Source organism: Streptomyces sp. NPDC001796 (genome assembly GCF_042892355.1).
In the GTDB taxonomy this organism is placed as follows: Bacteria; Actinomycetota; Actinomycetes; order Streptomycetales; family Streptomycetaceae; genus Streptomyces.
Window position 1 is genome coordinate 331731 of sequence record NZ_JBIAUC010000003.1, and the last position, 26509, is coordinate 358239.

The following is a 26509-nucleotide window of genomic DNA, read 5'->3' on the forward strand; positions in this document are numbered from 1 at the left end:
ACCCCAAGGAGTCGATCCACCATGGCGAGCGAAGCGCCGACCGCCCAGGCACATGACCTCGACTGGCTGATGAGCGGCCTCGTCCAGCGCGTACCGCACACCACGAGCGCGGTCCTCCTCTCCTGCGACGGGCTGGTGAAGGCCGGTCACGGCCTCGACCCCGACAGCGCCGACCACATGGCCGCCCTCGCCTCCGGCCTCTATGCCCTCGGCCGCAGCGCCGGCGTCCGCTTCGGGGACGGCGGCGACGTACGGCAGGTCGTCGTCGAACTCGACTCGACCCTGCTGTTCGTCACCACCGCCGGCTCCGGCACCTGTCTCGCCGTCCTGGCCGGTCGCGAGGCCGACGCGGCGGTCCTCGGCTACGAGATGGCGATGCTCGTCAAGAGCGTGCGACCGTACCTGACGGCCGCGCCCCGCCGAAGCGCCGACCAGACCACGGCGATGCGGTCTTGAGCGTCACCACGGCCGGTGACGGCCCCTGGCTCGACGACGCGGCCGGGCGCCTGGTGCGCCCCTTCACGATCAGCAACGGCCGTACCCACCCGACCGCCGCGCTGGACCTCCTGTCACAGGTGAGGGCAACCGGCTCACCCCCCCCTCGGCCCCCTCGGCCCGGAGCACGCCCTGGCGCTCGGCCTGTGCCGTTCGCCCGTCCCGGTCGCCGAGGTCGCAGCCCACCTGAGGCTGCCGGCGGCGGTCACGAAGGTGCTGCTGTCCGACCTCGTCGACTGCGGGGCGCTCACCACCAAGCTCCCCGCACACCACCACAACCCCACCGACCGGTCCCTTCTGGAGGCAGTGCTCGATGGACTACGACGACAGCTCTGATCCCTTCCCCGCCGCGCTGAAGATCCTGGTGGCGGGAGGGTTCGGCGTCGGCAAGACGACCTTCGTGGGCGCGGTGAGCGAGATCGCGCCGTTGAGCACGGAGGAACTGCTCACCACAGCCGGCGCCGCCACCGACCGCCTCGACGGCATCGAGGGCAAGCTCGAGACGACGGTGGCGATGGACTTCGGCCGGATCACCCTGGACCCCAAGCATGTGCTGTACCTGTTCGGGACGCCCGGACAGGAGCGCTTCTGGTTCATGTGGGACGAACTGTCGGAGGGCGCGCTCGGCGCGGTGATCATCGCCGACACCCGGCGCTTGGAGGACTGCTTCGCCGCCGTCGACTTCTTCGAGCGCCGCGGCCTCGGATTCATCATCGCCGTCAACGAGTTCGACGGCGCCCACCGCTACGACCCGGAAGAGGTGCGCGCCGCCCTCGACCTGCATCCCGGGATCCCCGTCGTGCGCTGCGACGCCCGGATCTCCAGCTCCGGGATTCAGACCCTGCTGACGCTCGTCCGCCACCTTCTGGCGCAGACGCCGGCACCCGCCACGAGCCGCGGAGCCCGCGCATGAGACTGAGCCGACTGCTCCTGACCCCTCAGGACGGGGACGCCCCCGAGCGCGTCCGCAGGCTGCGCCGACTCGGCCTCGGAGAGCGCGCGGAACCGGAGTTCGACGCCTTCGCGGACCGGCTCGCGGGGCTCGCCGAGGTGCCGTACGCCATGGTCACCTTCGTCCAGGAACACCGTCAGTACTTCTCGGGACTCCACCAGCCCGACGACCGCCCCCTCATCGCGCCCGCGGACCCGGACGGCGCCGCCGGCGAACCGGTCCGCCACCTGGGCCGCGAGTACGGCTTCTGCCCGCATGTGGTCGTCCGGCGCAAGGCCCTGGTCCTGGAGGACGTCCGTGACTACCCCCGCTTCGCCGGCAATCCGCTCGTGGACGAAGCCGGCGTCCGCTCCTACCTGGGCGCCCCGCTCATGGACGGCACGGGCGTAGCTCTCGGCACGGTCTGCGCCCTCGATGTGCGACCGCGCCCCTGGGGCCGCGCGGGCCTGGACACCATCAAGTCGCTGGCGGCGGAACTCGCCGAGCGGATCGCCACCAGGGAGACCGGTGATGCCGAGCGCGCCTGACGGCAGGACCCGGGGCGGTGCGGAAGCGCCGGGCCTGAGGGGAAGCGGTCGGCAGCGCGGGGCCTGAGGCAAGGCGGTCGACAACGTGAGGCGTCGAAGTACGGCGGTCGACAACGTGAGGCGTCGAAGAAAGGCGGTCGGCAGCGCAAGGCGTGAAGGAAAGCTGCGGTCGCGCTTAAGAAATCCTCGATGGACCGCCGATCCCCGATGCGGCAGATTTCTGAGCGACTTCACATCCTTCCCCCGGCGCAGGGCCCCTTCGGCATGCCCCGCGCCGGGCCTCACTCCCAGGAGCCGTAGCGTTGAAGGCGCTGGTCAAGGACAAGCCGGAACCAGGGCTCCGGCTCACGGACGTTCCGGAGCCCGCCGTCGGACCCGGTGACGTACTGATCAAGGTGCTGCGGACCGGGATCTGCGGAACCGACCTGCACATCCGCGCCTGGGACGGCTGGGCGCAGCAGGCGATCCGCACGCCCCTGGTCGTCGGGCACGAGTTCGTGGGCGAGGTCGTCGCCATCGGACGGGACGTCACCGATGTGGGCGTCGGTGACCGGGTCAGCGGCGAGGGCCACCTGGTGTGCGGGAAATGCCGCAACTGCCTCGCCGGGCGCCGCCATCTGTGCCGGGCGACCGTCGGGCTCGGTGTCGGGCGGGACGGCGCGTTCGCCGAGTACGTGGTGCTGCCCGCCACGAACGTGTGGGTGCACCGCGTCCCCGTCGATCTCGATGTCGCCGCGATCTTCGACCCGTTCGGCAACGCCGTGCACACCGCCCTGTCGTTCCCGCTGGTCGGCGAGGACGTCCTGATCACCGGTGCCGGCCCGATCGGCCTGATGGCCGCCGCCGTGGCCCGGCATGCGGGCGCCCGCAACGTCGTCATCACCGACGTCAGCCAGAAGCGCCTGGACCTCGCCCGCAAGATCGGCGTGAGCCTCGCCCTGAACGTCTCCGAGGCGACCATCGCCGACGGCCAGCGCGAACTCGGCCTGCGAGAGGGCTTCGACATCGGCCTGGAGATGTCCGGCCGCCCCGAGGCGATGCGCGACATGATCGCCAACATGACGCACGGCGGCCGCATCGCGATGCTCGGTCTGCCGTCCCAGGAGTTCCCCGTCGACTGGGCGCGCATCGTCACCTCGATGATCACCGTCAAGGGCATCTACGGCCGCGAGATGTTCGAGACCTGGTACGCGATGTCCGTCCTGCTGGAGGGCGGCCTCGACCTGGCACCCGTGATCACCGGCCGGTACGACTACCGCGACCACGAGGCTGCGTTCGCCGACGCGGCGAGCGGCCGCGGCGGCAAGATCATCCTCGACTGGACCGCGTAACTCCCTCCCACCGCAAGCACTTTCAGGAGCCTCTCCATGTTCGACTCCGTGCGCGACGACCTGCGCGCCACCCTCGACGAGATCCGCGCCGCCGGGCTGCACAAGCCCGAGCGCGTGATCGGCACCCCGCAGTCCGCGACCGTCAGCGTCACCGCGGGCGGCCGCCCCGGCGAGGTGCTCAACTTCTGCGCCAACAACTACCTCGGCCTCGCCGACCACCCCGAGGTGATCACCGCCGCCCACGCGGCGCTGGACCGCTGGGGCTACGGCATGGCGTCGGTGCGTTTCATCTGCGGCACCCAGGAGGTCCACAAGGAGCTCGAGGCGCGCCTTTCGGCCTTCCTCGGCCAGGAGGACACCATCCTGTACTCCTCCTGCTTCGACGCCAATGGAGGCGTGTTCGAGACTCTTCTCGGCGAGCAGGACGCGGTCATCTCCGACGCCCTCAACCACGCCTCGATCATCGACGGCATCCGCCTGTCCAAGGCCCGCCGCTTCCGCTACGACAACCGCGATCTCGCTGATCTGGAACGGCAGTTGAAGGAGGCCACGGAGGGCGGCGCCCGCCGCAAGCTGATCGTCACGGACGGCGTGTTCTCCATGGACGGCTATGTGGCCCCGCTGCGCGAGATCTGCGACCTCGCGGACCGCTACGACGCCATGGTCATGGTCGACGACTCGCACGCCGTCGGCTTCGTCGGCCCCGGCGGCCGGGGCACCCCCGAGTTGCACGGGGTCATGGACCGCGTCGACATCGTCACGGGCACCCTCGGCAAGGCGCTCGGCGGCGCCTCCGGCGGTTACGTCGCCGCCCGCGCCGAGATCGTCGCCCTGCTGCGCCAGCGCTCCCGGCCGTACCTCTTCTCCAACACCCTCGCCCCGGTGATCGCCGCGGCCTCCCTCAAGGTGCTCGACCTGCTGGAGTCGGCGGGCGACCTGCGCGAGCAGCTGCACGAGAACACCGCTCTCTTCCGCCGCCGGATGACCGAGGAGGGCTTCGACATCCTGCCGGGCGACCACCCGATCGCCCCGGTCATGATCGGTGACGCCGCGAAGGCCGGACGCATGGCCGAGCTGCTCCTGGAGCGGGGCGTGTACGTCATCGGCTTCTCCTACCCGGTGGTCCCGCAGGGCCAGGCCCGGATCCGGGTGCAGCTGTCGGCGGCGCACTCCACGGACGACGTCCACCGCGCCGTCGACGCCTTCGTGGCGGCGCGCGCGGAACTGGACGTCTGAGGCGACCCGACCTCTTGCGATAATCGGTCGCATGATCGAAGCGCGGCGGCTGCACATCCTCCGTGCGGTGGCCGACCACCGCACGGTGACGGCCGCTGCCGCCGCGCTCTACCTCACCCCCTCCGCGGTGTCGCAGCAGCTCACCGCGCTGGAACAGGAGACCGGCCACCGGCTCGTCGAGCGTGGCGCCAAGGGCGTACGGCTCACTCCGGCCGGCGAGATCCTGCTCAGCCACACCCATGCCGTCCTGGCCCAGCTGGAGCGCGCCGAGGCCGAGCTTGCGGCCTACGGCGCGGGCTCGGCGGGCACGGTGACGCTGGCCTCCTTCGCCACCGGCATCGGTCTGGTCGTCGCCCCCGCGCTGGCCCGGCTCGCCCGCAGCGCGCCCGGCATCCGGGTCCGCGTCCAGGACTCGGAGGGCGACGAGAGCCTGCCGATGGTCCTCGACCGCCAGGTCGACGTGGCGGTCGCCGTGGAGTACCGGGGTGCTCCGGACGCCGACGATCCCCGGCTCACGCACATCCCGCTGTACGCCGAGCCCTTCGACGCCGTCGTACCGGTCACCCACCGCCTCGCCGGCGCCCCCGAGGTTCCGCTCGCCGAGCTGGCCAAGGATCCGTGGATCGGCCCCTACCCCGGCAACCCCTGCCATGACGTGGTGGTCCTGGCGTGCGAGCACGCCGGATTCCAGCCCCGCCTCGAGCACTCCTCGGACGACTTCCGGGCGGTCGTCGCCCTCGCCTCGGCGGACGCGGGAGTGGCACTGGTGCCCCGCTCGGCCCTGCGCGGCATGGACCTCACCGGCGTGGTGGTCCGTCCGGTCGACGGTGTCGCGCCCACGCGCCGGGTCTTCGCAGCCGTGCGCCGGGGCGCGGAGGAACATCCCCTGATCCGCCCGGTGCTGGAGGCGCTGACAGAGGCGGCGACGACGGACTGACGGGCGCGCCCGTTTCGGAGAACCGAGAATCCCCAGGGCGGAGCTACTGACACGTCTCCCGTATTCGGGATAGCCTCTCGAATATGGGAAACGACCTCATCGACTCCGTCGACGCCCGGCTGGCTGCCCGTCTCGCCGAGCTACGGGCCGAACGCGGCTGGTCGCTGGACGAGCTGGCCGAGCGCAGCGGGGTCAGCCGCTCGACCCTGTCCCGCGCCGAACGCGCCGAGATCAGCCCCACCGCCGCGCTGCTGAACCGGCTGTGCGCCGTCTACGGCCGGACGATGTCCCGGTTGCTCGGCGAGGTGGAGGCGGAGCCCGCGCAGGTCGTGCGTGCCACCGACCAGGTGGTGTGGCAGGACGCGGCGTCCGGCTTCCTGCGGCGGTCGGTGTCCCCTCCGCACCCCGGACTGCGCGGCGAACTCGTCGAGGGACGGCTCGCGGCGGGAGCCGACATCGCCTACGACCGGCCGCCCGTGCCAGGGCTGGAACAGCACATCTGGGTCCTCGACGGAACGCTGCAGGTGACCGCGCAGGACGTCGAACACCGCCTCGGCGCCGGCGACTGCCTGCGAATGCGGGTCTGGGGGCCGACGCGGTTCCGCTGCCCGGGGCCGGAGGACGTGCGGTACACGCTGGTGGTGGTGCTCCCGTGACCGTGATCGACGGACTCGGCGGGGACGAGGTGCGGGCACGCTCCGAGGAACTGGCCGACCTGCTGACCGACACCGTGCACGGCGGGGCGTCCATCGGCTTCCTCGCACCGCTGGACCGTGCGGAGGCCGTGGCCTGGTGGAAGGCGCGGGCGGACGCGGTCGACGCGGGCGGCCTCGCGGTGTGGGTGGCCCGGGCGGGGGACCGGGTGACGGGCACGGTGAGCCTCGCCTTCCCGGACAAGCCGAACGGTCGACACCGGGCCGAACTGGTCAAACTCATGGTGCACAGCGAGGCCCGCGGCAAGGGCCTCGCACGCCGGCTGCTGGCCACCGCGGAGCGGGCCGCCGCCGAGGCCGGGATCACCCTGCTCCACCTGGACACGGAGACCGGCAGCCCCGCCGAGTCGCTGTACCGCTCCGCGGGCTGGACCAGGGTCGGCTCGATACCGGACTTCGCGGCGACCCCGGCGGGCGTCCTGCAGCCCACGACGATCTTCTACAAGCAGGTGGCGCCGCTCTCTCGTTGACCTGCCGCCCGATTGTCAGTGGTGTTGGCTACCGTGCGGGACATGCCGGACGCCGAAGACGTACGCCGTATCGCCCTCTCCCTGCCGGACAGCACGGAGAAGATCGCCTGGGGCATGCCCACGTTCCGGGTCGCGGGGAAGATGTTCGCCACGCTGCCCGAGGACGAGTCGTCCATGGCGGTGCGGTGCCCCAAGGAGGAGCGGAACGAACTGGTCCTGGCGGAGCCAGGGAAGTTCTGGGTCGCCGATCATGAGGCACAGTTCGCCTGGATCCGGGTGCGCCTCGCCGTGCTGGAGGACGAGAGCGAGCTGCGCGACATCCTCGCCGACTCATGGCGCCAGGCGGCACCGCCCCGCCTCCTCGACCTCCATCCTGACCTGGGCCTCCCGGCGGCGGAGGGACGCGGCGAGTGAACGCCGGATAAAGGGATGCGCGACCACGGCCCCGAGTGCGGTATTGTTTCTGTGCACGTTGGGCCAGGGGAAACCCCAGGTCAGACGGGCAACGGGACGTGGCGCAGCTTGGTAGCGCACTTGACTGGGGGTCAAGGGGTCGCAGGTTCAAATCCTGTCGTCCCGACTTGCGGAACAGCGGGTCGGAGGTCGTATCGGAGGATGCCGATACGACCTCCGACTCGTTTCCGGAGCATCGTGGCGGCGGTCGGCTGCTTCGCCGTCCCCTCAGTCGAGCACCTGGCCGGGACGGAGAGGACCGCACCGGCCCGGCGAGCCGTGTGCGGGCTGGTCCCTCACAGGTTGATCATGTGCCCGGCCAGGCCGTGCAGCGCGTCCTGGACGGCCTCGCTCAGCGTGGGATGCGCGTGCACGTTCCTGACGAGCTCGGTCACCGTCAGGTCCCATTTCTGCGCGAGGGTAAGTTCCGGGAGCAGTTCCGTGACGTCCGGCCCGATCAGGTGGCCCCCCAGGAGTTCGCCGTGGCGGGCGTCGCTGATGAGCTTCACGAAGCCGGCCGTTTCGCCGAATCCGTGCGCCTTGGCGTTCGCGGTGAAGGGGAACTTCGCGACACGGACGTCGAACCCCTCCTTCCTGGCCTCCGCCTCGGTCCAGCCGAAGCTCGCGATCTGGGGCCGGCAGAAGGTGGCGCGGGGAATCATGCGGTAGTCGAGTTCCATCGTCTCGGCGCCCGCGATGGTCTCCGCCGCGATGACGCCCATGGCCTCCGCCGTGTGCGCGAGCATCAGTTTCGCCGTCACGTCCCCGATGGCGAAGATGTGCGACTGGCTGGTGCGGCACCGGCCGTCGACGTCGATCGCGCCGCGATCCGTGAGCTTGACGCCCGCGTTCGCCAGCCCGTATCCGGCCGTGCGGGGCTGAAAGCCCGTGGCCTGGAGCACCTTCTCCGCTTCCAGTGTCTTCTCCTGCCCGGCCTGCGAGACGACGACGCGGACGCCGTCCGCGGTCTCCTCCATGGACTCCACACGGGTGGAGGTCATGACCGTGATCCCCTGCCGGCGGAACTGCCGGGCGAGCTCCGCCGAGACCTCCTCGTCCTCCAGGGGAGCGACCCGGTCGAGGAACTCGACCAGCGTGACCTCGACGCCGTAGGCCCGCAGCAGGTAGGCGAACTCCACGCCGATGGCACCGGCGCCCGCGATGACGATGCTGGCCGGGAGGCTGTCGGAGAGGATCTGCTCCTCGTAGGTCACGATGCGTCGGCCGAGACGGGTGCCCGGCAGCAGCTTCACGGTCGAACCGGTGGCGATGACGCAGTGGGCGAAGGTGAGGGTGGCCTCTTCACCGGACATCCGGACGTTCATCGTGTGCGGGTCGATGAACGACCCCTGGCCCTCGAACTGCGCGATGCCGTTCTTGCGCATCAGGTAGCCGACGCCTTTGGCCCGCCCGTCGGCCACCTTGCGGCTCCTGAGGTACGCCGCCCGGTAGTCGAGGCCCACCTGCCCGTCGAACTTCAGGCCGTAGGCGTCCGCTTCGTGGACGACGAGGTGAGCCAGTTCCGCGTTCCTCAACAGCGCCTTCGCGGGGATGCACCCGATGTTCAAGCAGATGCCGCCCCAGAACCGACCTTCGACGACAGCGGTCCTCAGGCCGAGTTGGGCGGCGCGAATGGCTGCCACATAACCGCCGGGACCTGCCCCCAGGACCACGACATCGAACTCTGCGTTCATGGATCGACCTTACCGTCCAATCAAGTTTTCGCCCGCTTGATCGCAACGGCTCAGCCCGGCCCGGGCCGGGCCCGCCGGTTCGGCATGTCGGTGTCCGGGTCGGGCTCCCGCGGGGGGGGAGCCCGGTGGTGCGCCGGTCTCAGATGACCTCCGTCTCCGTGCGGCCCGGCGTGCCCCAGAGGGTGTGGTAGCTCCCCTCGCGGTCGACGCGCCGGTAGGTGTGGGCGCCGAAGTAGTCGCGCTGGCCCTGGGTGAGCGCGGCCGGCAGGCGGTCGGCGCGCAGGGAGTCGTAGTACGACAGCGCGGCGGAGAACGCGGGCACCGGCACACCCCGGCGGGCCGCGGTCGCGATCACCTCGCGCCACGGCACCTGCGCCTCGGCGATCTCCGCGGCGAAGCCCGCGTCCGACAGCAGGCTGACCAGGCGCGGATCGGCCGCGTAGGCGGCACGTATGCGATCCAGGAAGGCGGCGCGGATGATGCAGCCGCCGCGCCAGATCTTCGCGACGGCCCCCAGGTCGATCTTCCAGCCGAACTCCCTGGCCGCGTCCAGGATCATCTTCCAGCCCTGGTCGTAGGCGATCAGCTTGGAGGCGTACAGGGCCTGCTCCACCTGCGCGGTGAAGCGCTCGGCCTCGTACGGGGTCAGGTCCCAGTTCGTCCCGCCGGGCAGCCCCCGGTACGCGGCGCGCAGCGCGGACTGGCCGGAGGCGGCGCGGGCGAAGGTGGCCTGGGCGATCGCGGTCACCGGGGAGCCCAGTTCCAGCGCGGTCTGCACGGTCCAGCGCCCGGTGCCCTTCTGCCCGGCCGCGTCGGCGACGACGTCCACGAACGGCCTGCCGGTCGCCGCGTCCACATGGGACAGCACCTCCGCCGTGATCCCGATCAGATACGAGTCCAGGCGCCCCTTGTTCCACTGGCGGAAGATCTCCGCGATCGCGGCGGGGGAGAAGCCGGCCACCTGGCGCAGCAGGTCGTAGGCCTCGCCGATCAGCTGCATGTCGGCGTACTCGATGCCGTTGTGGACCATCTTGACGAAGTGCCCGGCGCCGTCGATGCCGACATGGGTCGCGCACGGTTCGCCGTCCACCTTGGCGCTGATCTTCTCGAACATCGGGCCGAGTGCGGCGTACGACTCCGGTGAGCCGCCGGGCATGATGCTCGGCCCGTTGAGCGCCCCCTCCTCGCCGCCGGAGACGCCCACGCCGACGAAGTGGATGCCACGCTCGCGCAGCGCCCGCTCACGGCGCCGGGTGTCGGCGAAGTGCGCGTTGCCCCCGTCGATGATCATGTCGCCGGGTTCCAGGAGCGGGGCGAACTCCTCGATCACGGCATCGGTCGCCGCCCCCGCCTGCACCATGATCATCAGGCGGCGGGGTCGCTCCAGCGCCGCCACGAACTCCTCGGGCGTCTCCGCGGCCACGAACGTGCCCTCGTGCCCGAAGTCCTCGATCAGCGCCTTGGTCCTGGCCGGGGTGCGGTTGTGCACGGCGACGGTGTAGCCGTTGCGCGCGAAGTTCCGGGCCAGGTTGCGGCCCATCACCGCGAGCCCGGTGACGCCGATCTGCGCGGTCGCCTGCATGCTGTGCTCCTTGGGTCCGGATCCGGCGCGCCCGCGTGTCGGACGGGCGCGACGGATGTCGCTCGGTGCGGCTCGTACCGCTGTACCGATCAGGTACGGACGGCGGGGCGGGAGTTGCTCACCGCCGGGGAGCCGTAGCGTGCGGGAACCGGAGCCGGGTCAGGTCCCGACGACGTGGAGGGAGGCCCACAGCGCCACCACCGCGCCCGCCAGCGCGGTCGGCACGGCGATCGCGCCGAGGCGCGTGAACTCCTTGAGGTCGACGCCGTGCTCGTGCTGGTGGACGATCCGGCGCCACAGCAGCGTGGCCAGGGAACCGGCGTAGGTGAGGTTGGGGCCGATGTTCACGCCGAGCAGAACGGCGAGCACCGCTCCGGGACCGGACGGGGCGGCCAGCGGCAGCAGCACCAGGACCGCCGGCAGGTTGTTGATCAGGTTGGCCAGCACGGCCGCCAGGGCCGCGACCCCGAGCAGCGCGGGCAGACCGGTGCCACCGGGGATCACCTGACCGAGAGCGCTCGCGAGGCCGTTGTCGACGACCGCGCGCACCACGACGCCCAGCGCCAGCACGAACGCCAGGAAGGACGGCGCCGCCGCGCGCACCACCGTCAGCGGGGTGGCCCGGCGCCGGAGGAGCCCGCGCACGGCCAGCACCAGCGCCCCGGCCGCCGCCGACCACGCCGGGTCGATGCCCAACGCGGAGGCCACCACGAACCCCGCCAGCGTGCAGGCGACCGTCACCAGCGCGAACAGCGGCAGCTTCGGCGGCTCGCCGTGGTCCTCGTCGGTGGCTCCCGCGTCCAGGTCGTGGCGGAAGAAACGCCGGAAGACGGTGTACTCGGCGGCCACCGCCACCAGCCACGGCAGAGCCATCAGCGCGGCGAAACGGGTGAAGCTCAGCCCGGCCGCGCCGAACGCGAGCAGATTGGTGAGATTGGAGACCGGCAGCAGCAGCGAGGCGGTGTTCGACAGATGGGTGCAGGCGTACAGATGCGGCTTCGGGCGGGCGCCCATGCGGGCCGCGGTGGCGAACACGACGGGGGTGAGCAGCACGACGGTGGCGTCCAGGCTGAGCACCGCGGTGATCACCGAGGCGAGCGCGAACACCGCGGTCAGCAGCCGCCCGGGACGACCCGCCGCCCAGCGCGCCATCCACGCGCCGCAGGCCTGGAACAGCCCCTCGACGTCACAGAAGTGGGCCAGCACCAGCACGGCCGCCAGGAAGCCGACCACCGGGCCCAGGCGCTCGGCCTCGGCCCGCGCGTGATCCAGGGAGATGGCGCCGGTCAGGATGGCGATCCCGGCGGCCGGAACCGCCCAGACGGCCTCCGGCAGTTTGAAGGGACGCACCACCGCGCCGGCCAGGACGGCGACGAGGAGCACGACGGAGAGAGCCTCGGCGAGCGGGGTGTTCAGGGTTCGGTCCTTCCGCGAAAGGATCGGCGGTGCCCGTCCATCACACCAGATCCGTCTGTGACGCCTTTCCCCGAGGCACCCTCATGACGGCGGGTTCCCTTCCCCGGCCACCGTCACGTGCCCGCACGCAGCCTCCAGCCGTGGTCCACCGGTCCGATGCCGGCGCCGAGCGCGAAGCCCGCGGCGATCGCCTCCGTGACGTACGCCTTGGCCTGCCGCACCGCCTCCGGCACCGTGAGGCCCCGCGCGAGACCGACCGCGACGGCCGAGGCGAGGGTGCAGCCCGTGCCGTGGGTGTGGCGGTTGTCGTGGCGCGGAGCGCGCAGCCAGTGCTCCTGCCGGCCGTCCGTGAGCAGGTCGGCGGCCTCGCCGGGCAGATGCCCGCCCTTCACGAGCACCCACCGGGGCCCGTACGACAGCAGGCGGTCGGCCGCGCGGCGCATGCCCGCCTCGTCGGTCACCGTGAGGCCGGTCAGCTCCGCGACCTCGTCCAGGTTCGGCGTGGTCACCGTGGCGAGCGGCAGCAGCCTGGTCCGTACCGCGTCCAGGGCGTCGTCGGCGAGCAGCCGGTCGCCGTGTTTGGAGACGCTCACCGGGTCCACCACGACCGGTGCCGGAACGTCCGTGAGCAGGTCGGCCACCGCCGTGACCAGCGCGGGCGAGGCGAGCATGCCCGTCTTGACCGCCTGTACGCCGATGTCGTCGACGACACTGCGGTACTGGGCGCGCACCGCCTCCACGGGCAGCTCCCACGCCCCCTGCACTCCCACGGAGTTCTGCGCCGTGACCGCGGTGATCACGCTCATCCCGTGGGCGCCGAGCGCCAGCATGGTCTTCAGGTCGGCCTGGATCCCGGCGCCGCCGCCGGAGTCGGAGCCGGCGATGGTCAGGACGCGGGGCGGCGCGGTCATGCGCGGCCCTCCTCTCGGACGCGCACGCGAATCTCCTCTCGGACGCGCAGCGGGGCATACAGCGCGAGGGCCACCAGGAACGCCACGTAGTACGAGACGTCGGCGCCGTGCAGCGCGTGGGCGGCCGGACCCACGTACAGGCCGGTGTCCATGAACGGCACCGCCGCGGCGAAGGCGCCGACGAACGCCAGCAGCGGCGGCCACACCGAGCGCGGCCGCGCGGTCCCGGCGGCGAGGTCGACCGCGGTGCCGCGCCGTGCGAGCCAGTCGACGACCACGATGGCCACGAACCCCGGGATCCAGTAGCTCACGAACAACAGCACGTTCTGGAAGCGGGCGGTGGTGTTCGCCGCGTGCATCCACAGCACCAGCGGGAAGCCCAGCACCACCGCGAGGGCGGCCGCCACCGGACGCGGCAGGCGCACCCCGACGGTCTGCAGCGCCAAGGAGCCGCTGTAGTCGTTCATCGCGTTGCTGGCGAGCGCCGCGAGCGCGACGGCCAGCAGTCCGAAGGCGCCGGCCGCGCCCCCGCCCAGTACATGGTCCACGCCCGCGGCCGTCTGGTCGGTCAGGACCGAGGCGCCCCACAGCCCGAGGACCTGCACGGCGACGAAGGACACCACGAGGCCGAGCAGCGTGCACCAGAACATCCGGGGGCGTGACGTGCCGCGCGGCAGATAGCGGCTGAAGTCGCTGGCGTACGGCGCCCAGGACAGCGAAAGGCTGAGCGCGATGGTGCTGGTCAGCACGAAGGCGCCCGCCCGGTCCGCGCCGTGCGCGGTGCCCGTCCAGGCGGGGTGCACGCTGCCCGCCATGCGCAGGGCGATCAGCGCGAAGGCGGCCGCCAGCACGAACGTCATGACGAGCTGCAGCCGGTGGATCGCCTCGTATCCGAGGACCCCGAGGGCCCCTTGCGCCAGCATCACCACAAGGACGCCCAGCCAGAACGGCCAGCCGGCGAGCCGCGCCAGCGCATCACCGCCGAACAGCCCGATCAGCGCGTCCCAGGCGATCGAGGACAGCCACTGCAGCACCCCGGGCAGCACCACCGCTCGCCCGAACGCCAGCCGGGCGAGCGGCAGCTGGCCGGCTCCGGTACGGCTGCCCCAGGTGCTCAGATAGGCGGTGGGCACCGCGCCCAGCACCGTGCCGAGGACGGCGGCGGCGAGCGCGGTGGTGAAGTCCAGGCCGAGCGCGATGCCGATGGTCCCGGTGAACACGCCGGTCATGGTCAGATTGGGGGCGAACCACACGGTGAACAGCCGGCCTGCCCCGCCGTAACGATTCGTCTCGGGGACCGGCTCGATGCCGTGACCCTCGACCCTGAGGTCGCCGGGAGCGGTGGGCATCCGCCCGTCGAAGACGGTGCTCCGGCCGCCTGTGGGCAGCCCGTCCGAGACATGCGCCGATGGCATGAAAGACATCCCTCCGCCAGTACGAACTGGTTCAGGTTCGACGGGTGTGATCTCAGCCCCCAGAGGGGGCACCCCGTGTCCGGTACGGCGGCAAGACTAACCCGGGGACGGGAATCAGCCATACGCGAGGGCCGCTGCCAGGTCGGTCGGCGGCCCTCGACGAGTCGCCGTGGCGCGTCAGCGCCGGGTGTAGATGAAGCCGATCTTGTCGACCTCGCCGCCGGAACGCCCGTGGAACCCGGCGATCTGCCAGCCGGAGGGCGCCGTACGGGTCACGCAGTCGGAGGTCGTGGTGCCGCCCGCCAGGCTGCGGCCGAGGTTGGTCGTGAACTTCGCGGAGAAGATCCTCGTGTGGCCGTCGTACCGGCCCTCGCAGAGCTGCACGCTCGTCACGTACTCGCCGCTGCCCAGCGTCAGCGAGGACGCGGTACCGCCCGTGCCGCCGTGGGCGAGCGTGGTGCCGCCTGCCAGCGTCACGCCGACCTGGTCGACACGGGAGCCGCTGCGCAGCGAGATGCCGGTCGCCCGGGCGCCGGCCGGGACGCTGTCGAGGTCGTTGTAGTAGTCGCCGTGCGGCCCGCCGAACTGGTCGCCGAGCTGGAAGGCGGAGTTGCGCGTCCAGCTGAACGCCGCGGTGATCGGGTCGTGGTCGGAGAGCATCTTGCCGTCGTCGGTGAGGAACTTGGCGTGCTCGTTGTTGTACGCCGTGGCGCCCAGCGAGACCAGCTTGCTGCCCCGGTAGAGGATCTTGTCGACGACCTCGCAGCTGTTGGTGACCGCGTTCTCGTCGCAGAGCAGCGGGTCGCTGCCCTTGGCGGGCGGGGTGCCGCCGCGCACCAGCTTGACCCAGGCGTCGGTGAGGCCGTTCGCGGCGGCGAACTCGGCGATCGTGTCGCCGGAACGCGTGTAACGGGTGTTGGTGTCGCCCATGACGACGACGGCGTTGCCCGCGGAGTGGGTCTTGATGAAGTCCGTCAGCTGCTTGAGGTTGTCCGCCCGTGCGGTGAGGTCGCCGTCGTTCGTCCCGGCGTTGGTGTGCAGGTTGTAGAAGTCGACGTAGACGCCCTCGGCCAGGCGTTCCCGCATGAACGTGAAGCCCTTGGGGGTGAGGCAGTCGCCCGAGTCGTACTGGCAGGAGTTCCAGTGGACGCGCTCGAAGTCGTCGGTGTCGTACGGGATTCCGGACAGCGTGTTGAGTCCGCTGCCGACGCCGGCGCCGCCGCTGGTGGGCGTGCGGTACGGGTGGGAGTCCGCGGCGTACAGGTACGCGTGGTAGTTGAAGTCCTCCTGGACCTGGACGATGTCGTACGGGCCGAGGCGTGAGCCGATCGTCGTGGTGCTCGACTGGCGCGGTGTCGGGGCGCTGGAGATGCCTTCGGGGAGACCGGCGACGTTGTAGCTGAGCACGTTGAACGTGCCCGAGTCGGCCGCCGCGGCGGTGGGCGCGGTGACCGTGAGTCCGCCGACCGCGGCGGTGGCCGCCGCGAGGGCGGCGAGGAGTCTGCGCATGGGGAACGGCTCCTGGGGGTGACGGAAGGGAGTGTTGCGCGCATGTCAAAAAGTAGCGGGCGGGCCTGTGAGGGAATGCGCTTTCTCCGCTTCCGCTGAAGATTTCACCTGCCGGTCGCCGCGGTGTCGGTGACGCCGAGGCCCCGCTGTCCGGTGCGGGAAGGCCCGCGGCGGGCCCTGCCGGGGCAACTCGTCCTGCGCCCGCTGGGCGGCCACCCCGAGCCCGCCCTCACGCCGCGTGCTCCCGCACCTCCTCCGCCAGCTTCTTGTCGATTGCGGCGCGCACCAACGCCGCCGCGAGCACCGCCGGTTCGGTGTCCTTCGCCAGCTTCACCAGCTTCTCCGGGTCCTTCGGCAGCCCCAGCCGCTCTGCCCCCGACAGTGCCTTCGCGTCCAGGTAGGGAGCCACCTCGGGCCACACGCGCTGCACCTCGCGCAGAAAGATGTCCGCGCCGGCCGGTCCGATCCCCGGGATCTCCTGCAACAGCCGGCGCAGGGCGGAGACGTCGCCGTCGGCCTCCTTCCGCATCCGCCGCAGGTCTCCGCCCCAACGATCCGTCAGCAACCCGGCACCGTCGCCCAGTTGGGCCGCCGTCCGCTCGTCGTAACGCCGGTAGCCGCCCCGCCCCAGCGCGTCCACCCGCTCCTGCCAGTCCGCCTCAGCCATGCGGCGGGGGTCCTTCAGGCCCGCCTCCTCGAGCGCCCGCACCGTGGCCAGGGCGATCGAGGAGCGGATGCGGGCGCTGAGCAGCAGGGCCATCAGCAGTAGCCGGTACAGCGGCTGCGGGGCGTCCCTGAGCCGGATCCCCGCCTCCTCGGCGTAGGTCTGCCCGTGCTCGGCGACGAGTTCCCCGATCAGCCCGGCGGCTCTGTCGTCCCGGCCCACGGCGGCCTCACCTCGACGCCTTGAGCGGGTCGTGCCCCAGCGTCATGAGCCGGTGGCGCCGCTGCTCGTCCTCGGCCTCCGGCTCGTTCTCCACATCCACCTCGGAGGTGACCGTGTCCACCACCTTGCGCATCACCCGGACGTCGTCGTCGGTGAGGTCGGTGCGCCGCTTCTGCAGAATCGACAGCACGTGCCGCCCGGTGGGCGTGCCCGCCTCCTCCGGCAGTGGCTCGCTCTCCTCGTCGGCGTCCCGGACCCGCAGCCAGGCCGCCAGTTCCTGGGAGGTCATGTTCACCACCCGGTGGAAGTCCTCCCACAGCGCGTCCATCTCCAGGGCGTCGGTCATGGCGTACTCCTCTCCACCCTCGATGGTCGGGTTCCGCTCGGTCCTACTCCTTGCGCGGCCAGTTCTCGGCCTCGAACATCCAGCGCTGCTTCTCCAGCTCCGCGGTGATCCCGATCAGCAGGTCCTGGGTGACGGGATCCGCCTCCGCGGTGGCTTCGATCCGCTTGCGCAGCCGCCCGATCGCCGCTTCCAGCGACTCCACCATCAGACCCACGACCTCGGTGTCCCGCAGCCAGCCCTCCTTCGTGCCGGGCAGCCCGTAGACGGACGCGATGGTCTCCGGGCGGCCGTCCGGCGGCACACCGAGCGCGGACGCGCGCTCGGCCACCGTGTCGGCGTACGAGCGTGCCGTGCCGACCACCTCGTCGAGCTGGAGATGGATCGAACGGAACCTGGGCCCGACGATGTTCCAGTGGGCCTGCTTCCCGATCAGGGACAGCCCGAGCAGATCCACCAGGGTCTCCTGCAGGGCCTCCCCGGTGACCCTGCGTGCGGGCTCGGGCAGCGTGCTGTGCACCACGGTCATCGCGCGCTTCTCCTTGTCGGTCGGTCTTTTGTGGCACGGAGCAGTTCGGCACGCTCCTGCTCGCCGGTGCCGCCCCACACGCCCGCCGTCTGCCCGCTGCCCAAGGCCCAGTCCAGGCACTCGCCCAGGACGGGGCAGCGGCGGCAGACGCGCTTGGCGGCGGCGGTCTCCTCGGCGGCCGGCCCCGCCGTCCCGACGGGGAAGAACAGCTCGGGGTCCTCACCCACGCACGCCGCTTGCCGCAACCACTCCATGCGCGCCCGGGTCCCCAGGACCGATCAGGTCAAACTCGACGGGAGTGCACCCTCTCCCTGCATCCACCGGTGAGCTTCCCGGCGATCGGCCGGCGGTCTATAGTCCAAAACTAGCGGTGCTAATTGACTGGCTCCGCTCCATCGCCGATGCCGATCAGGAGTTCCGTCGTGCGTACCGTCCACTTCGCGGCAGCCCGCCGCACCCCCATCGGCCGGCTGCGCGGCGCACTGTCCACCGTGCGGCCCGACGACCTCGCGGCCACCGTGATCCGCGGCCTGGTCGCGGACGTGCCCGCACTCGACCCGGCCCGCATCGACGACGTCTACTGGGGCGCCGCCAACCAGGCCGGCGAGGACAATCGCAACGTCGCCCGCATGGCCGCCCTCCTCGCCGGCCTGCCCGAGTCCGTCCCGGGCGCCACGGTCAACCGGCTGTGCGCCTCCGGCCTGGAGGCGGTGACGACGGCCGCCCGCGCCATCGCCGCGGGCGAGGCCGACATCGTGCTCGCGGGCGGCTCGGAGTCCATGAGCCGCGCCCCCTTCGTCCTGCCCCGCCCCGACGAGGCCCTGCCGCAGCGCCTGGAGACCGCCGACACCCGCCTCGGCTGGCGGCTGGTCAACCCGGCGATGAAGGACCTGCACGGGTTGCTGTCCATGGGCGAGACCGCCGAGGAGGTCGCCGAGCGGTACGGCGTCCCGCGCGAACGCCAGGACCACTTCGCGCTGCGCAGCCACCGGCGGGCGGCCGAGGCCCGCAAGAACGGGCTCTTCGACGCCGAACTCCTGCCCGTGACCCGACCCGACGGTGTCGTCGTCACCGCCGACGAGGGAGTCCGCGAGGACACGTCGTACGAGAAACTCGCCCGCCTCAAGCCGGTGTTCCGCCAGGGCGGCACCGTCACCGCGGGCAACGCCTCGCCCATGAACGACGGCGCCGCCGGCCTCCTCCTCGTCAGCGGGGAGGTCCTGGACGAGCTGGGCCTCGACTCCCTCGGCCGGTACGTGGCCGGGGCCTCGGCAGGCGTGCACCCGGACGTCATGGGCATCGGCCCCGTCCCCGCCACCGAGAAGGCCCTGGCACGAGTCGGCTGGACCGTCGGTGACATCCAGGAGGCCGAGCTCAACGAGGCGTTCGCCGCCCAGGCCCTCGCCTGCGCCGACCGGCTCGGCCTCGACCCGGAGCTGGTCAACCCGACCGGTGGGGCCATCGCCCTCGGCCACCCGCTCGGCTGCTCGGGCGCCCGCATCCTGACCACCCTTCTGCACCGCATGCGCCGCACCGGAGCCGACCGGGGGCTCGCCACGATGTGCGTGGGCGTGGGGCAGGGCAGCACGGTGCTCGTCGAGCGGCCACGGCTGTAGGAGAAGCGGGGCGCGGCGCAGGGTTGTTCAGGGGCCCGCCTCGCCTGCGGCCCATCTGGCGAGACGCCCCTGACGTGGCCAGATGCGTGGGCATAGCATCGGTCCCCGCATGAACACGATGACGCTCTGGGACATATCGCCGTGGGGGTTCGCCGCGCTGGCCGCCGCCGCGCTGCTCGTCGGCTTCTCCAAGACCGCCGTGAGCGGCGCCAACACGGTCAGCCTCGCCATCTTCGCCGCCGTCCTGCCCGCCCGGGCCTCGACCGGCGTCCTGCTGCCGATCCTGATCGTCGGCGACGTCCTCGCCGTCCTCACCTACCGCCGCCACGCCCACTGGCCCACCCTGTGGCGCCTGTTCCCGGCGGTCGCCGCGGGCGTCGTCGTCGGCACGCTGTTCCTGGTGTGGGCCGACGACGCGGTCGTACGGACCTCGATCGGCGCCATCCTGCTGCTGATGGCGGCGGTCACGGTGTGGCGCCGCCGGCATGCCGGCCGGGACGACGAACCCGACGCGGTGACCACACACGCAGGCCGCATGAAGGCCCGCTCCTACGGCGTCCTCGGCGGCTTCACCACGATGGTCGCGAACGCCGGCGGCCCCGTGATGTCGATGTACCTGCTCTCAGCGGGCTTCCGCAAACTGGGCTTCCTCGGCACCCAGGCCTTCTTCTTCCTGATCGTCAACGTCTCCAAGGTGCCCTTCAGCGCCGGCCTCGGCCTGATCGACGGCCGCTCCCTGCTGCTGGACGCGGCGCTCGCGATGTTCGTGCTGCCGGGCGCCGTCATCGGCAGGTGGGCGGTGAACCGGATCGACCAGCGCCTGTTCGAGCAACTGGTGATCGCGGCGACCGTGGTGGGCGCTCTCCAGCTCCTGCTGCGCTGAGCTACCGGAGCAGCGCGGGCAGGTCCGCGAAGGAGTCGAGGACGTGGTGGGGCTCGCCGCCGGCGTCCCGGTGGGTCTCCGGCAGGTACTTGCCGGTCTTCACCAGGACTCCGGTGAGCCCGGCACGCTGGGCCGCGAGCACATCGGACTCGATGTCGTCGCCCACCATGAGCGCCTGCTCCGCACCCACCCCGAGGCGGGCCAGCGCGGCCTCGAAGAAGGCCGGCGACGGCTTGCCGGTGACCTCGGCCTCCGTGTGCGCGGCCTTCTCCAGGCCGAGCAGGAACGCCCCCGAGTCCAGCTGCAGCCCCCGGTCGGTGCGCCAGTACAGGTTGCGGTGCATGGCGACCAGACGCGCCCCCTGCTGAAGGTGGCCGAAGGCCCGGTTGAGCGCCGCGTAGTCGAACTCGGGTCCGGCGCCGCCGAGGAGCACCACGTCCGGGACGGTGTCCCCGTCGTCGACGAGAAGGACGTCCGCCAGGTCCTCCCGGATGTCACCGCTGGTGAGCAGCGAGCAGCGCGCACCCGGGCAGTGCTCGGCGAGGTACGCGGCGGTCACGGCGGGCGCGGTGAGGATGTCCTCGGCGGCCACGGGGAAGCCGGCCGCGGACAGGGTCTCGGCGATCGAGGCACGGGTGCGGGACGTCGTGTTGGTGACCAGAGCGACCGCGTATCCGGACTCACGGATCTCCCGCAGCGCCTCGACCGCGCCCGGCAGCGGCTGCCACGAGACGGTGAGGACGCCGTCGATGTCGATGAGAACGGCACGCACTGCGTCGATGTCGGGCATGCCAGGACGATAACGAGCGCGGTGCCGGAACACCGTACGGCGTGCGGGAAGGCCTCCCGCACAACGTGTTCCGAGGCAGCCGTACGCTCGTCGTCATGTCCCCGCACGTCCTGGTCCTCGGCGGCACCACCGAGGCACGCGAACTCGCCGCCGCGCTGTCCTCCCGCCCCGGCGTCCGCGTGACCACGTCCCTGGCCGGACGGGTGTCCCGGCCGGGGACCGTCGATGGTGAGGTACGCGTCGGGGGCTTCGGCGGCGCGGAGGGGCTGGCCGCCTGGCTGCGTGGGCACCGCGTGGACGCCGTGGTCGACGCCACGCACCCGTTCGCCGCGGGCATCACCGCCAACACGGCACGCGCGGCCGCGGCCACCGGCGTCCCCGCCGTGGTGCTCCGCAGACCCGGCTGGAGCGCCGGTCCCGGCGACCGCTGGCACGAGGCGGTCTCGCTCACCGACGCGGCGGACCGTCTGCCGCGGCTCGGCCGGCGCGTCTTCCTCACCACCGGCCGAGGGGGCCTCGCCGCCTTCGCGCACCTGACCGGCCTGCACTTCCTCCTGCGGTCGGTGGACCCTCCCGAGCCGCCCATGCCACCGGACACGCGGGTACTGCTGGCGCGTGGACCGTTCACGGTCGAGGGCGAGACGGTGCTCCTGCGCGAGCACCGCATCGACGTGCTCGTGACCAAGGACAGCGGGGGAGAGGCGACCGCGGCGAAGCTGACGGCCGCCCGGGAACTCGGCCTGCCGGTCGTCGTGGTACGCCGCCCCCCACTGCCACGGGGCATGACGGTGGTGCCCGACGTGGCGGGCGTGCTGGCCCGGCTGGGGCTCGGGGGGCCCTGACGAGGGCGCCGGCACGGTCGGCACCCGCGCCTCCGCGCCGTCCACGGCCCACCCGCCCCCGCTACTCCCGGGGACGCCTGCGCAGCAGATACGTGTCCATGATCCAGCCCTTGCGCTCCCGCGCCTCGGCGCGCAGCCGCTCGATGCGCTCGGACGTCTGGGCGAGGGGGCCGGAGACGAGTATCTCGTCCGGCGTGCCGATGTACGCGCCCCAGTAGATGTCGATGTCCTGGTCGGCGTACTTCCGGAACGCCTGGTGCGCGTCCAGCATCACCACCACGTCGTCGACCCCCTCCGGGAAGCCCTCCGCGAGGCGGCGGCCGGTGGTGATCTGCACCGGCCCGGCGACCCGGTTCAGTCCCGTGCGGTGCTTCGCGACCAGCGCCGAGACGCTGCTGACGCCCGGCACGACCTCGTACGAGAACGTCACCCTGCCCCGCTCGAGGACCTCCTGGAGGATCCCGAGGGTGCTGTCGTACAGCGCGGGGTCGCCCCACACCAGGAACGCGCCGCTCTCGTCCTCGCCCAGTTCCTCGGCGATGAGCCGCTCGTAGATCCCGGCGCGCGCCGAGCGCCAGTCGCCGACCGCGGGGGAGTAGGCGGTGCCGCCCGCGGCCCGGTCCCGCTCGGGATCGCGCGCCTCGACCACGCGGTACGACCCCTGGGGCAGGTGTGCGTCGAGGATGTCACGGCGCAGCTGCACCAGGTCGGACTTCACCTCGCCCTTGTCGAGGAGGAAGAACACATCCGTGCTCTTCAGCGCCTTCACCGCCTGCAGGGTCAGCTGGTCGGGGTCGCCCGCCCCGATGCCGATGACATGAATCTTTCGCACGCCCCGAGTCTGCCGTACGCCACCGACAGCCCCCGCGCCCCGCCCCCCTACGACCGCGCCCCACGCAACCGGGGAGCCGACTCCCGTGCGTCGACGGTCGCCGCGTCCCGCTCCACCGCCGCCGCCAACTCCCGGGCCCAACCGACCACGCCGGCCACCTCCAGCCCGTACGGCCGGTCCCGTCCCGTCCCCGACGACCACGCCTCGACGGCCCCGGCGCCGCGCCGCAGCAGCCGGGCGCCCCCGGTCGCATTGCCCCGGGCCGCGTGCGTGAGACCGACCGCCAGCTGCGCGAGCCCGCGCCACAGGGCCCGCTCCCCCTCGGGCCCCGACTTCCAGGCGTCCTCGAAGACCTCGTGCGCATGGAACGGCTTTCCGGCGTCCAGCAGGGCCTGCGCCTCGGCGACGGTCTCCTCCGGGGTGCGCACGACGCCCTCCGGCTGGCGCGCCACGCCCTCCGCCCCGTACGGCAGCGGGCGTCCCAGACCGTCCCGCGGCCGCGCGCTGCGGGCCCGCCCCTCCGCGTCCCGGTCGCGTCCCCGGCCCGTCCGAACTCCCGATGCGTCGTTCATACCCCGATTGTCCCGCCTCGCCGGCCCCTTTCGAGGCAGGGCCCGTCGTGGGGTAAAGTTCTGTCCGAGTGATCACGCGGGACACCGCGGAGACGCACCGGGACGTGGCGCAGCTTGGTAGCGCACTTGACTGGGGGTCAAGGGGTCGCAGGTTCAAATCCTGTCGTCCCGACGGTGTGATGTCTCAGGACATCGGAAACCCTCGAACCTGCGGGTTCGGGGGTTTCGTCGTGTTCCCGGCGGGGTGCTGGGGTTGATGGTCGCGGGTGAGCTGTCCCGGACGTACGGGCCCACTCGTCTGCCGCTGGGCCTCTGGCCCTGCCCCTTTCGCGCGGTGGTGTTGGACGGGCCGATCGGACGGGCCGGTGGCAACGGGCGGCGGGCCACCGGTGCTGCGGTTGGTTCGGTCAGGGCGCGATGTCCCATTGCTGGCAGACGTTGTCCAGCTGCGCCCACTGGCGGACAGCAGTGCCGTTGCTCGTGCCGCAGTTCGCCACGTCGAGCGTCATGCCGCTGTTGACGTTGGCGATCGTGTAGTGGCTGCCGGCCGGGGTGACGTCCCACTCCTGGCAGGTGTTGCCCAGCGACGACCACAGTTGCACCGCGGTGCCGTTGGCGGTGCCGCAGTTCACGGCGTCCAGCACCTTGCCGCTGTTGGGGTTGGTCAGCCGGTAGGCGGTGCCGGTGACCGGGAAGGTCTGGGCGGCCTGGGTGTAGCCGACCGGGACGACGTTGGACTGCACGGCGTTGTCGGCCGCGTCGGTCGGGCAGCCCGCGGTCATGACGCCCTCGAAGAACGACCCGTCGGACCAGTTGGGCTGCCGCCGGGGGCACGGTGTCGGCGCTGAACGCGACCTCGCCACCCGCTGGGCAGGGATTGTGGGCGCTAACAAACGAGAAACAGAAGCTGTGAACTTCGTTCGTTCCGGCGGGCGGCCATCCGCCCGTCGGAGGTGTCGCCGGGTGTGAATCAGCAAGTCAAATAGGTTACGGACCACCTGACAACGCTGTCGGGGAATTCCCGGAGCGCCCGGTTGGGGAGCCTTGACCCCACGGAATTGTGTGCGCTAACAATTCCTCGGCGAGCTGGCTCCCACCGGAGAAGCAACCGATCGGAGACATCCATGGCGCGTGACGGAGGAGGTGGAGGCATGGACGGGGATCGTGCACCGGTGATGGCGGACGTGGCCCGGATCGCGGGTGTCTCCCACCAGACCGTCTCGCGGGTCCTCAACGACCACCCGAACGTGCGACCCGCGACCCGGGAGCGGGTTCTTGCCGCCGTTCGTGAACTCGGTTACCGCCCCAACGCCGCCGCCCGCACCCTGGCGACGCGCCGCACCCGCACCCTCGGGGTGATCAGCTTCAACACCACGCTGTACGGGCCGGCTTGCATGCTCTACGGCATCGAGCAGGCGGCCAGACAGCACGATTACTTCGTCACCGTCGCCGCGGTCGGCACGCTCGACCGGCGTTCGGTGCTGGACGCCGTCGACCGGCTTCGTGCTCAGGGCGTCGAGGGAATGATCGTCATCGCGCCGCAGACCGCAGCGGTCGGCGCACTGGCGAACGTACCGGCGGACGTGCCCCTGGTCGCGGTCGGCTGCGGCACCCACACCGCGCTGGCCTCGGTCGCCGTCGACAACGAGGCGGGTGCCGAACTCGCCACCAACTACTTGCTCGACCTCGGCCATCGCACGGTGCACCATCTGGTCGGGCCGCGTTCCTGGCTGGACGCGCAGGAGCGTGAGGCCGGTTGGCGCAGCACCCTGGAAAAGCGGGGTGCTCCGGTGACCGAACCACTGGCCGGCGCTGACTGGACGGCCCGCACCGGATACGAACTCGGTCAACGGATCGCCGCCGACCCCGATGTCACCGCGGTGTTCTGCGCCAACGACCACATGGCCCTCGGCCTGCTGCGGGCGCTCCAACAGGCCGGGCGCCGGGTACCTGAGGACATCAGCGTCGTCGGTTTCGACGACATGCCGGAGACCGAGTACTTCGGCCCGTCACTGACCAGCGTCCGCCAGGACTTCGACGAACTCGGCCGACGTGCCCTGCGCGCGTTGATCGAGATCGTCGGCGACCCGGAAGCGGGGCTCCCCGCAGCCGAAGAGACACCTCACATCGTCATCCCGCCCAGTCTTGTGGTGCGCACATCGGCGACCCGCCCTCGACAGTGAAAGGGAAGTCCCAATGTACTGCTACCAGTTAGCGTGACCGTCGGCGGTCCGGCCGGGGACACACACCACTTCGTCCACGCCCCGATGGCCGGGGGCCGTGACAAGTGACGTGCCGGCCGCGAAGGATCCGCCGCGACGACCACCAGCCGCAAACGATCCGCGGCGACGCCCACCGGTCGCGACCGGTTCACCCAGGCCACCGCTCAGAGCGGTCGGCCCCCAAGTCCTGACTCGCCGCCAGGCATTCACACATCGCCCTCGTCGCCAACCACGCTCCCTTCGCCTGGGGCGCCACCGCCCGCAAGTCCCTCGAACCCGCGATCATCTGCGAGGCGGTCGCCGACATCGCCCTCCACACCCTCAGCCTCGCCCCCATCGCCCCTCCGCCCGGCCACCTGCTCGATCGCCACTACACCCGCAAGCACGGTCCCGACGCCTACTACGGCAATCCGGACATGACAGCGACCTCCAGGTGACCGGCGCACGTCGCCGCGGCTTGGTCGGGCAGTACCGGGGGTACGGCCCGACTCGCCTGCTCCCAGAGGTCCTGGCAGGTCGGGGCCTCTCTTTGCAGGGCCCGGAACTCGGCTTCCGCACCCGCTGCGGAGACTGACCCCCCTGCGCCACCGGACGGGTACCGCTGCCGGTCCGTGGTCGTCACCCGAACAGTCTCCGTGGCACTGCCCACCCTGGCCCGCCGCATCGGCCTGTGCGCAAGGGCTTCCTGCGCTGTCCCCGGCGCGGAGGGGCTGCTCACGGCGGCAGTTCGGGATGCACGGGGGCATTCCCGTGCATAGCGTCGGCACCGCACAGCGGGTGCCCGTTCCGCGTGGGAGGTCGGTCGGTCATGGGATCTGTCACCGAGCGCCGCAGCCGTCCGCAGGGCTCGCCGCTCGTGCGGCGGTGGCGGCAGGCGGCGGAGGGGCATCTGACGCCGCTCCAGCGGTCGTTGCTGGTGACGTGGATCTCCTTCGGAGTGACCTTCGGCACGGTGCGGATCATCACGCACGGCATCCGGGGCGGATGGCTGCCCTGGGGAAACATCTCCGCGGGCGGCGAGCACCTGCACCATTACAACTTCGGCATCGCCACCCTCGCCGGGGTGGGCCTGATCGCCGTACGCGGTGACGAGCGGGCCATCGGGCATCCCGCCGTCGCGGCCGCCTACGGGTGCGGGACCGCACTGATCCTCGACGAGTTCGCCCTGCTGCTGGACCTGCAGGACGTCTACTGGGCCAAGCAGGGCCGGGTCAGTGTCGACGTCTCCATCGGCTTTCTGTCCGCGCTCGGTACGTATCTGACCGCCAAACCCTTCTGGCACGAGGTCGGCCGGATCACGCGGCACCACATCGCCTCGACGGCCGAGCGGGGCGTGTCGGCGGCCGTCTGACC

Annotated in this window: 28 protein-coding genes, 2 tRNA genes, 2 pseudogenes and 1 riboswitch; of the genes and pseudogenes, 18 read left to right on the forward strand and 14 right to left on the reverse strand. The window is 71.7% G+C overall.

What is annotated here, in order from left to right:
* Nucleotides 1-21 precede the first annotated feature (21 nt).
* The 11 genes and pseudogenes from ACFYZE_RS08175 to ACFYZE_RS08225 all read left to right on the forward strand — a co-directional run bounded on the left by ACFYZE_RS08175 (nt 22) and on the right by ACFYZE_RS08225 (nt 7241).
* A complete protein-coding gene (locus ACFYZE_RS08175) occupies nt 22-456 on the forward strand; it encodes a roadblock/LC7 domain-containing protein (protein WP_388990086.1) in 435 nt (144 codons plus the stop codon).
* Nucleotides 453-831 (forward strand): annotated as a pseudogene (locus ACFYZE_RS08180) (DUF742 domain-containing protein). The gene ACFYZE_RS08175 and the pseudogene ACFYZE_RS08180 overlap by 4 nt, the downstream one beginning before the upstream one ends.
* Entirely contained in the window at nt 809-1408 is a 600-nt protein-coding gene (locus tag ACFYZE_RS08185) for an ATP/GTP-binding protein (RefSeq protein WP_388990088.1), read from the forward strand. Before ACFYZE_RS08180 ends, ACFYZE_RS08185 begins: the two are co-directional and overlap by 23 nt.
* A complete protein-coding gene (locus ACFYZE_RS08190) occupies nt 1405-1974 on the forward strand; it encodes a GAF domain-containing protein (RefSeq protein WP_388990089.1) in 570 nt (189 codons plus the stop codon). The genes ACFYZE_RS08185 and ACFYZE_RS08190 overlap by 4 nt, the downstream gene beginning before the upstream one ends.
* Nucleotides 1975-2276: 302 nt before the next feature.
* On the forward strand, nt 2277-3305 hold the full coding sequence (tdh, locus tag ACFYZE_RS08195) for an L-threonine 3-dehydrogenase (RefSeq protein ID WP_388990091.1): 1029 nt from the start codon (nt 2277-2279) through the stop codon (nt 3303-3305).
* A 36-nt stretch (nt 3306-3341) separates the two neighbouring features.
* Nucleotides 3342-4541, forward strand: a complete 1200-nt coding sequence (locus ACFYZE_RS08200; protein WP_388990093.1) for a glycine C-acetyltransferase — start codon at nt 3342-3344, stop codon at nt 4539-4541.
* 31 nt (nt 4542-4572) lie between these two features.
* Nucleotides 4573-5478 carry a LysR family transcriptional regulator gene (locus ACFYZE_RS08205; protein WP_388990095.1) on the forward strand — a complete coding sequence of 302 codons (906 nt, stop codon included), beginning with the start codon at nt 4573-4575 and terminating at the stop codon, nt 5476-5478.
* Nucleotides 5479-5561: 83 nt separating this feature from the next.
* Nucleotides 5562-6134, forward strand: a complete 573-nt coding sequence (locus tag ACFYZE_RS08210) for a helix-turn-helix domain-containing protein (RefSeq protein ID WP_388990097.1) — start codon at nt 5562-5564, stop codon at nt 6132-6134.
* Entirely contained in the window at nt 6131-6661 is a 531-nt protein-coding gene (locus ACFYZE_RS08215) for a GNAT family N-acetyltransferase (protein WP_388990099.1), read from the forward strand. Before ACFYZE_RS08210 ends, ACFYZE_RS08215 begins: the two co-directional genes overlap by 4 nt.
* A 42-nt stretch (nt 6662-6703) precedes the next feature.
* Nucleotides 6704-7075: an MmcQ/YjbR family DNA-binding protein gene (locus tag ACFYZE_RS08220; protein WP_388990101.1), complete on the forward strand. Its 372-nt coding sequence runs from the start codon at nt 6704-6706 to the stop codon at nt 7073-7075.
* 92 nt (nt 7076-7167) lie between these two features.
* Nucleotides 7168-7241, forward strand: a tRNA-Pro gene (locus ACFYZE_RS08225).
* Nucleotides 7242-7410: 169 nt separating this feature from the next.
* Here ACFYZE_RS08225 and lpdA read toward each other — a convergent pair.
* The 10 genes from lpdA to ACFYZE_RS08275 all read right to left on the reverse strand — a co-directional run bounded on the left by lpdA (nt 7411) and on the right by ACFYZE_RS08275 (nt 17653).
* Nucleotides 7411-8808, reverse strand: a complete 1398-nt coding sequence (gene lpdA / locus ACFYZE_RS08230; RefSeq protein WP_388990102.1) for a dihydrolipoyl dehydrogenase — start codon at nt 8806-8808, stop codon at nt 7411-7413.
* A 139-nt stretch (nt 8809-8947) separates the two neighbouring features.
* On the reverse strand, nt 8948-10390 hold the full coding sequence (gndA, locus tag ACFYZE_RS08235; protein WP_388990104.1) for an NADP-dependent phosphogluconate dehydrogenase: 1443 nt from the start codon (nt 10388-10390) through the stop codon (nt 8948-8950).
* A gap of 159 nt (nt 10391-10549) precedes the next feature.
* Complete coding sequence (locus ACFYZE_RS08240; protein ID WP_388990576.1) at nt 10550-11806, reverse strand: arsenic transporter; 1257 nt, start codon at nt 11804-11806, stop codon at nt 10550-10552.
* 113 nt (nt 11807-11919) lie between these two features.
* A complete protein-coding gene (gene thiD / locus ACFYZE_RS08245) occupies nt 11920-12717 on the reverse strand; it encodes a bifunctional hydroxymethylpyrimidine kinase/phosphomethylpyrimidine kinase (protein WP_388990106.1) in 798 nt (265 codons plus the stop codon).
* Nucleotides 12714-14132 (reverse strand): purine-cytosine permease family protein, encoded by a 1419-nt coding sequence (locus tag ACFYZE_RS08250; protein WP_388990108.1) that lies wholly within the window; start codon nt 14130-14132, stop codon nt 12714-12716. Before ACFYZE_RS08250 ends, thiD begins: the two co-directional genes overlap by 4 nt.
* Nucleotides 14124-14218, reverse strand: a riboswitch (TPP riboswitch). (Overlaps the previous gene by 9 nt.)
* Nucleotides 14219-14309: 91 nt before the next feature.
* Complete coding sequence (locus tag ACFYZE_RS08255; protein ID WP_388990109.1) at nt 14310-15641, reverse strand: jacalin-like lectin; 1332 nt, start codon at nt 15639-15641, stop codon at nt 14310-14312.
* Between the two features lie 229 nt (nt 15642-15870).
* Complete coding sequence (locus ACFYZE_RS08260) at nt 15871-16527, reverse strand: endonuclease (RefSeq protein ID WP_388990111.1); 657 nt, start codon at nt 16525-16527, stop codon at nt 15871-15873.
* Nucleotides 16528-16534: 7 nt separating this feature from the next.
* On the reverse strand, nt 16535-16873 hold the full coding sequence (locus tag ACFYZE_RS08265; protein WP_388990112.1) for a DUF3140 domain-containing protein: 339 nt from the start codon (nt 16871-16873) through the stop codon (nt 16535-16537).
* 43 nt (nt 16874-16916) lie between these two features.
* A complete protein-coding gene (locus ACFYZE_RS08270; protein WP_388990114.1) occupies nt 16917-17399 on the reverse strand; it encodes a Dps family protein in 483 nt (160 codons plus the stop codon).
* Nucleotides 17396-17653: a WhiB family transcriptional regulator gene (locus tag ACFYZE_RS08275; RefSeq protein ID WP_388990116.1), complete on the reverse strand. Its 258-nt coding sequence runs from the start codon at nt 17651-17653 to the stop codon at nt 17396-17398. Before ACFYZE_RS08275 ends, ACFYZE_RS08270 begins: the two co-directional genes overlap by 4 nt.
* 168 nt (nt 17654-17821) lie before the next feature.
* On the opposite strand from ACFYZE_RS08275, the gene ACFYZE_RS08280 reads away from it, so the two are divergent.
* Nucleotides 17822-19015, forward strand: a complete 1194-nt coding sequence (locus ACFYZE_RS08280) for a thiolase family protein (protein ID WP_388990118.1) — start codon at nt 17822-17824, stop codon at nt 19013-19015.
* 109 nt (nt 19016-19124) lie between these two features.
* Nucleotides 19125-19898, forward strand: coding sequence for a sulfite exporter TauE/SafE family protein (locus tag ACFYZE_RS08285; RefSeq protein WP_388990120.1), 774 nt, complete (start codon nt 19125-19127; stop codon nt 19896-19898).
* Between the two features lies 1 nt (nt 19899).
* Here the strand turns inward: ACFYZE_RS08285 and ACFYZE_RS08290 are convergent, their stop codons facing one another.
* A complete protein-coding gene (locus ACFYZE_RS08290) occupies nt 19900-20679 on the reverse strand; it encodes an HAD-IIA family hydrolase (RefSeq protein ID WP_388990578.1) in 780 nt (259 codons plus the stop codon).
* 104 nt (nt 20680-20783) lie between these two features.
* Between ACFYZE_RS08290 and ACFYZE_RS08295 the strand changes: the two genes are divergently transcribed.
* Nucleotides 20784-21530 (forward strand): cobalt-precorrin-6A reductase, encoded by a 747-nt coding sequence (locus ACFYZE_RS08295; protein ID WP_388990122.1) that lies wholly within the window; start codon nt 20784-20786, stop codon nt 21528-21530.
* Nucleotides 21531-21591: 61 nt separating this feature from the next.
* On the opposite strand, the gene cobF is transcribed toward ACFYZE_RS08295, so the two are convergent.
* The gene (gene cobF, locus ACFYZE_RS08300) at nt 21592-22362 is read right to left on the reverse strand and encodes a precorrin-6A synthase (deacetylating) (RefSeq protein ID WP_388990124.1); all 771 of its coding nucleotides are present in this window, start codon (nt 22360-22362) and stop codon (nt 21592-21594) included.
* A gap of 47 nt (nt 22363-22409) precedes the next feature.
* Entirely contained in the window at nt 22410-22934 is a 525-nt protein-coding gene (locus ACFYZE_RS08305; protein WP_388990126.1) for a DUF309 domain-containing protein, read from the reverse strand.
* Between the two features lie 98 nt (nt 22935-23032).
* Here ACFYZE_RS08305 and ACFYZE_RS08310 point away from each other — a divergent pair.
* Nucleotides 23033-23106: transfer RNA gene (locus ACFYZE_RS08310), tRNA-Pro, on the forward strand.
* Nucleotides 23107-23341: 235 nt separating this feature from the next.
* Here ACFYZE_RS08310 and ACFYZE_RS08315 read toward each other — a convergent pair.
* Complete coding sequence (locus ACFYZE_RS08315; protein WP_388990128.1) at nt 23342-23932, reverse strand: RICIN domain-containing protein; 591 nt, start codon at nt 23930-23932, stop codon at nt 23342-23344.
* 153 nt (nt 23933-24085) lie between these two features.
* Between ACFYZE_RS08315 and ACFYZE_RS08320 the strand changes: the two genes are divergently transcribed.
* From ACFYZE_RS08320 to ACFYZE_RS08330, 3 genes and pseudogenes are all read left to right on the forward strand, one after another.
* On the forward strand, nt 24086-25117 hold the full coding sequence (locus tag ACFYZE_RS08320; RefSeq protein ID WP_388990129.1) for a LacI family DNA-binding transcriptional regulator: 1032 nt from the start codon (nt 24086-24088) through the stop codon (nt 25115-25117).
* A gap of 254 nt (nt 25118-25371) precedes the next feature.
* A pseudogene (gene araD, locus ACFYZE_RS08325) lies at nt 25372-25593 on the forward strand (L-ribulose-5-phosphate 4-epimerase); the annotation flags it as partial.
* 371 nt (nt 25594-25964) lie between these two features.
* A complete protein-coding gene (locus tag ACFYZE_RS08330) occupies nt 25965-26507 on the forward strand; it encodes a hypothetical protein (RefSeq protein ID WP_388990131.1) in 543 nt (180 codons plus the stop codon).
* Nucleotides 26508-26509: the final 2 nt, after the last annotated feature.